Source organism: Enterocloster sp. HCN-30185, assembly GCF_037890305.1.
In the GTDB taxonomy this organism is placed as follows: domain Bacteria; phylum Bacillota; class Clostridia; order Lachnospirales; family Lachnospiraceae; genus Enterocloster.
The window spans coordinates 1-4607 of the sequence record NZ_JBBKBT010000031.1 but is presented as its reverse complement, the minus strand read 5'-3'; the positions used below and the strand labels follow the sequence as shown (position 1 = coordinate 4607).

Sequence of the window (4607 nt, the reverse complement as noted above, 5' to 3'; positions counted from 1 at the left end):
GGAAATGGCCGGCTGCCTGATTCTTTTTTTACTAATTTCCGCACTCTATGCTGATTTCATTAAATTTTTTCAGAATATCATCAATTCTTGTTTCTTCTTTTTCTGTTCCCGCTTTGTCCATAATGGCCTTGCCCTGATGCATCATCAGCAGGCGGTTTCCGTAGTCCACTGCATAGCGCAGATTGTGGGTTACCATAATGGTAGTCAGATTCTTTTCCCTTACAATGCGGTCTGTGAGCTCCATGATGGTTTCTGCGGTTTTTGGGTCCAGTGCAGCCGTGTGCTCATCCAGGATCAGAAATTCGATCGGAGTCATGGTGGACATAAGCAGCGCCATGGCCTGGCGCTGGCCGCCGGAGAGAACGCCTACCTTTACATCCATCTTATCTTCCAGTCCCAGACCCAGTGTGCGGAGGCTTTCACGGTAAAAATCGATCCGCTGTTTATTTTTTCCGGGGCGCAGATTAAAAAATTTGCCCTTATTGTCTGCCAATGCCATGTTTTCTGCAATCGTCATAGAGGGGCAGGTGCCCATAGCCGGATTCTGGTAGACACGGCCGATGCGGCGCTGGCGTTTGTATTCTGCCATTTTAGTAATATCCTCATTGCCGATGCGGATCGTCCCTTCATCTAAAGGGATACTGCCGCAGATGATATTTAAAAGGGAAGTCTTTCCTGAACCATTGCTTCCTACAACGGATACAAATTCGTGATCCCGGATTGTCAGGTTAAAGTCTTCAAACAGGCACATTTCGTTGACCGTACCCGTATTGTAGTATTTATGGATGTGTTTCAGCTCAAGCATGGCTCTTTACCTTCTTTCCGCCCGCAGGGCTTAATACAAGGATGATCAAAAACAGTACGGAGGTGATCAGTTTTAAATCAGAAGCAGTAACCGGGACAGACAAGTTCAGGCCGGCAATCTTCAGATCGCCTACAAGAAGAGCTGCAGAGACACAGGCCTTATAGAGGATAGAGCCGATGATAACGGCTGTGGTGGATTTTACAAAGCCAAACCGCTTAAAAAGCTGTGTTCCGATGATTACATTTGCCAGACCGATCACCATGGTTCCTGTGCCGGCAGAGATTTCAAAAAAGCCTTTCTGCTGGCAGTATACGCAGCCGGCCAGGGCTGCAAAGCCATTGGCAATTGCCAGACCGATGATTTTTACCAGCCCCTTGTCCTTAGCAAGCGAAGTGACTAATGTCTCGTTGTCGCCTACCGCCCGGAGCAGATAGCCGGATCTTGTTTTTAAATAGGCGTCCAGCAGCACCTTGCAGAGCACGGCCAGTACCAGAAGAATCAGTGTGGTGGTATAGGGCTTAAAAGCTTCCGGTACGTTTGCGGAGAGAAATTCATTTGAAAAAATAGTTTCCTTGCTGAAAATCGGAAGATTCGCTTTTCCCGTGATCCTCAGATTGATGGAATAGAGGGCTGTCATGACAATAATGCCGGAGAGAAGATCGCGGACCTTAAGCTTCACATGGATCAGGCCGGTGACGCATCCGGCCAGAGCGCCGGCTAAAAAGGATACGAAAAGGGCGGCCACAGGAGAGAGGAAGCCTCCTGCAATGCCTGCGGCTGTGACGGCAGCTCCCAGAGGAAAGGTGCCGTCAACGGAAAGGTCCGGGAAATCCAGGATCTTATAGGTAATGTAAACGCCCAGGGCCATAATGGCGTAAACCAGGCCTTCTTCAAGAATACCCAAGATGATTGTCATGATCGTCCTCCAAATTATTGTGCAATAGTGTCAAACATTTCAACGGCAGAGCTGGTGAGCGATTCGGGAAGAGTGATTCCCAGGTTTTCCGCTACTTCTGTGTTGCCGTAAAAAGCTGCTTCCTTGATGGTTTCGTAATTCATTTCACTGGCTTTTGCCTCGCCCTTTAATACCTTTGCAGCCATCTGTCCGGTCTGCTTTCCAAGCTCAATATAGTCCAGTCCCATAGCTGCCAGACAGCCGATCTTTACCTGTTCAATCTCACTTCCGAATACAGGGATATTTTTGGCGGAAGCCTTGCTTAAGATAACGGGAAGGGAAGCAACCACCGTATTGTCTGTCAGATTAGTAATACAGTCCACCTTTCCGATAAGTGTATCGGCAGCAAGCGGGATATCAGCAGAGGAAGAGATACCGGAATCTATGATCTCAAAGCCGTATTTTGGCGCCAGTTCCTTATACTCAGCAATGGCTGATTCGGAATTTACCTCGCTGGTGGTGTACATGATTCCGATGTTCTTTGCATCGGGAAGAATTTCACGGATCATCTGAAGCTGCTGTTCAATGGGGAGCTTATCACTGGTTCCGGTGATTTCTCCTACAGGAGTTCCGTCCGCATTTGCCAGCTCTGCTGCAACGGGATCGGTTACTGCGGTGAAGATAACGGGGATATCTGTTTTCATTGCCAGGCTGTACTGTGCCTGTGCCATGGGCGTTGCAATGCCGCACATTAAATCAACATCTTTCCCTGCAAAGGTATTGGCAATCTGGCTGGCTGTACCGCCGTCTGCCTGAGCATTGCTGTAGAGGATGGTAAGATTGGTTCCTTCCTCAATTCCTGCCTCCGCCAGTCCCTGGATAAAGCCCTCTCGGCAGTTATCAAGAGAGCCGTGCTCTGCAAACTGTCCGATGCCGATGGTGTAGGATGCGTCTGCGCCTTCTTCCGGAGCAGCATCTGCATTTTCTTTGGAAGAGGAGCTGCTGTCCGCGGTTGTTTTTTCTGCCGGGGCAGAGGATGAACTCTGGGAAGAGGAGCCGCAGCCTGCCAACAGGGATGCGCTCATAGCTGCTGTTAAAAGGATTGCCATTGATTTTCTCATAATATTTTCCTCCTTGATCATGAAAATAAAAAAACGTCCCAATTACAACCTGGTTGTAATTGAGACGAATCGAATCCGCGGTGCCACTCAAATTGACTGAAATAGTCCACTCTCACATACTATCATATGCGCTGCATGCATAACGGGTGCAGAATCCGTCAGTCCCTACATCGACTGCCGTAACCGGTATGTCTGTATCGTTCAGGACCGCCCTCGAAAGTCCATTCAGCTGCCAGCCTAGTACCGCGATCCCACCACCCGCGGCTCTCTGTGAAAATGCTTTGGAAGCTTACTCCTCTTTCTCAATGGTTTGGCTTGTTGTTTTGTATACTAATACAGGAACTGCCATTTGTCAACTACTTTTTGTGTTTTTATTTTTATATTCCCCAAGATGTAAATTTGTGGTATTATTATAGTACAAAATGAAAGTTTACACACAAGATCATCGGGAGGAGCAGAATCGTGAAGAAACTTTTAGTGGTTGTAGATATGCAGAAGGACTTCATAGACGGAGCATTGGGTACATTGGAAGCACAGCAGATTGTTCCGGCTGTAAGGAAACGGATCTGTGAATACAGGGAAGCAGGGGATGAGGTTGTATTTACCCTGGACACCCATGGTTCTGATTACATGGATACCATGGAGGGGAAAAAGCTTCCTGTTCCCCACTGTCTGAAGGGAACAGAAGGCTGGGAGCTGGATGCAGGCCTCAGGGAGTTTGACGGAAAGCGCTTTGAGAAAGTTACCTTTGGAAGCCCCGAACTGGCAGAGTATGCAGCAGCAGGCGGATATGAAAGAATTGAGCTTCTTGGACTGTGTACCGATATCTGTGTGATCTCAAATGCCCTGCTGATCAAGGCAAAGACGCCAGAGGCGGAAATCTGCGTAAAGGCGGACTGCTGTGCCGGCGTAACTCCACAAAGCCACGAAAATGCTTTAAACGCTATGAAAATGTGTCATATTGATGTGATCTAACCGAAAAAGGAGGCATAAATCTATGAGCAGCAAACATTTTGTAATTACGGTAGAACGTCAGTACGGAAGCGGAGGACGCTTAACCAGCGAACGTCTGGCAAAGGAACTGGGAATCCATTTCTATGATGAAGAAATCCTGAAGATGACCTCAGAGACCAGCGCCATCGGGGAGCAGTATTTCCGTCTGGCAGATGAAAAGGCGGGAAATAACCTGCTGTACCGCATTGTGACTAATATAAAGCCGGAGCTGTCAGAACCCGCCCAGAACGGCCATAAAATCACTTCTCCGGAAAATCTGTTCCGTTTCCAGTCCTCTGTCATCCGCAAGCTGGCTGCATCAGAAAACTGCATCATTGTGGGACGCTGCGGCAACTATGTGCTTCAGGATCAGTTGGATGATGTGATCCGTATTTTTGTATATGCGGATACCGTTACCAGAGTCCGCCGCATTATGGATGTGGATAAGGTAGACGAGGCAGAGGCCCTGCGCCGGATGAAGCGCATTGACCGTACCCGTACCGAGTACCACCGCTACTTTACTGGCCGCAACTGGATGGACATGGAAAACTATGACCTGCCCATCAACGCCAGCCGCATTGACTATGACCAGATGATCGTCCTGATCAAGGACTATATGAGACTTCGGGGATTTTTGGAGTAGACAGCATGATATGATAGACATTGGGAGAATCTGCCTGGAGATGGGCAGATTCTTTTCAATTTGACAGAGAGTATTATAAGGCTAGCAAGGAGGCTAGCAAGGAGATAGGATTATGAAACGATTTTTTGCACTCATTATTGATTTAACCTA

At 48.1% G+C, this 4607-nt stretch carries 5 protein-coding genes and 1 other annotated feature; of the genes, 2 read left to right on the top strand and 3 right to left on the bottom strand.

Annotated features, from left to right (window positions below):
• Positions 1–31: 31 nt before the first annotated feature.
• Genes WKT10_RS15755 through WKT10_RS15745 form a run of 3 tightly spaced genes read right to left on the bottom strand, consistent with a single transcriptional unit; the run spans position 32 to position 2821 of the window.
• Positions 32–805 (bottom strand): ABC transporter ATP-binding protein, encoded by a 774-nt coding sequence (locus WKT10_RS15755; RefSeq protein WP_066549157.1) that lies wholly within the window; start codon positions 803–805, stop codon positions 32–34.
• Positions 798–1724: an ABC transporter permease gene (locus WKT10_RS15750; RefSeq protein WP_178276033.1), complete on the bottom strand. Its 927-nt coding sequence runs from the start codon at positions 1722–1724 to the stop codon at positions 798–800. The genes WKT10_RS15755 and WKT10_RS15750 overlap by 8 nt, the downstream gene beginning before the upstream one ends.
• Positions 1725–1735: 11 nt before the next feature.
• The gene (locus WKT10_RS15745; protein WP_340278032.1) at positions 1736–2821 is read right to left on the bottom strand and encodes an ABC transporter substrate-binding protein; all 1086 of its coding nucleotides are present in this window, start codon (positions 2819–2821) and stop codon (positions 1736–1738) included.
• 57 nt (positions 2822–2878) lie between these two features.
• Positions 2879–3136, bottom strand: a binding site (T-box leader).
• Positions 3137–3283: 147 nt separating this feature from the next.
• On the opposite strand from WKT10_RS15745, the gene WKT10_RS15740 reads away from it, so the two are divergent.
• Together WKT10_RS15740 and WKT10_RS15735 are read left to right on the top strand one after the other, a co-directional pair.
• Positions 3284–3796: a cysteine hydrolase family protein gene (locus WKT10_RS15740; RefSeq protein WP_340278031.1), complete on the top strand. Its 513-nt coding sequence runs from the start codon at positions 3284–3286 to the stop codon at positions 3794–3796.
• 22 nt (positions 3797–3818) lie between these two features.
• Positions 3819–4457, top strand: a complete 639-nt coding sequence (locus WKT10_RS15735; RefSeq protein WP_178276029.1) for a cytidylate kinase-like family protein — start codon at positions 3819–3821, stop codon at positions 4455–4457.
• Positions 4458–4607 lie beyond the last annotated feature (150 nt).

What these genes read in the sequence shown, in the direction of transcription:
- WKT10_RS15755 (WP_066549157.1), bottom strand. Translation starts at nt 805, where the DNA reads ATGCTTGAGCTGAAACACATCCATAAATACTACAATACGGGTACGGTC.
- WKT10_RS15735 (WP_178276029.1), top strand. Translation starts at nt 3,819, where the DNA reads ATGAGCAGCAAACATTTTGTAATTACGGTAGAACGTCAGTACGGAAGC.
- WKT10_RS15745 (WP_340278032.1), bottom strand. Translation starts at nt 2,821, where the DNA reads ATGAGAAAATCAATGGCAATCCTTTTAACAGCAGCTATGAGCGCATCC.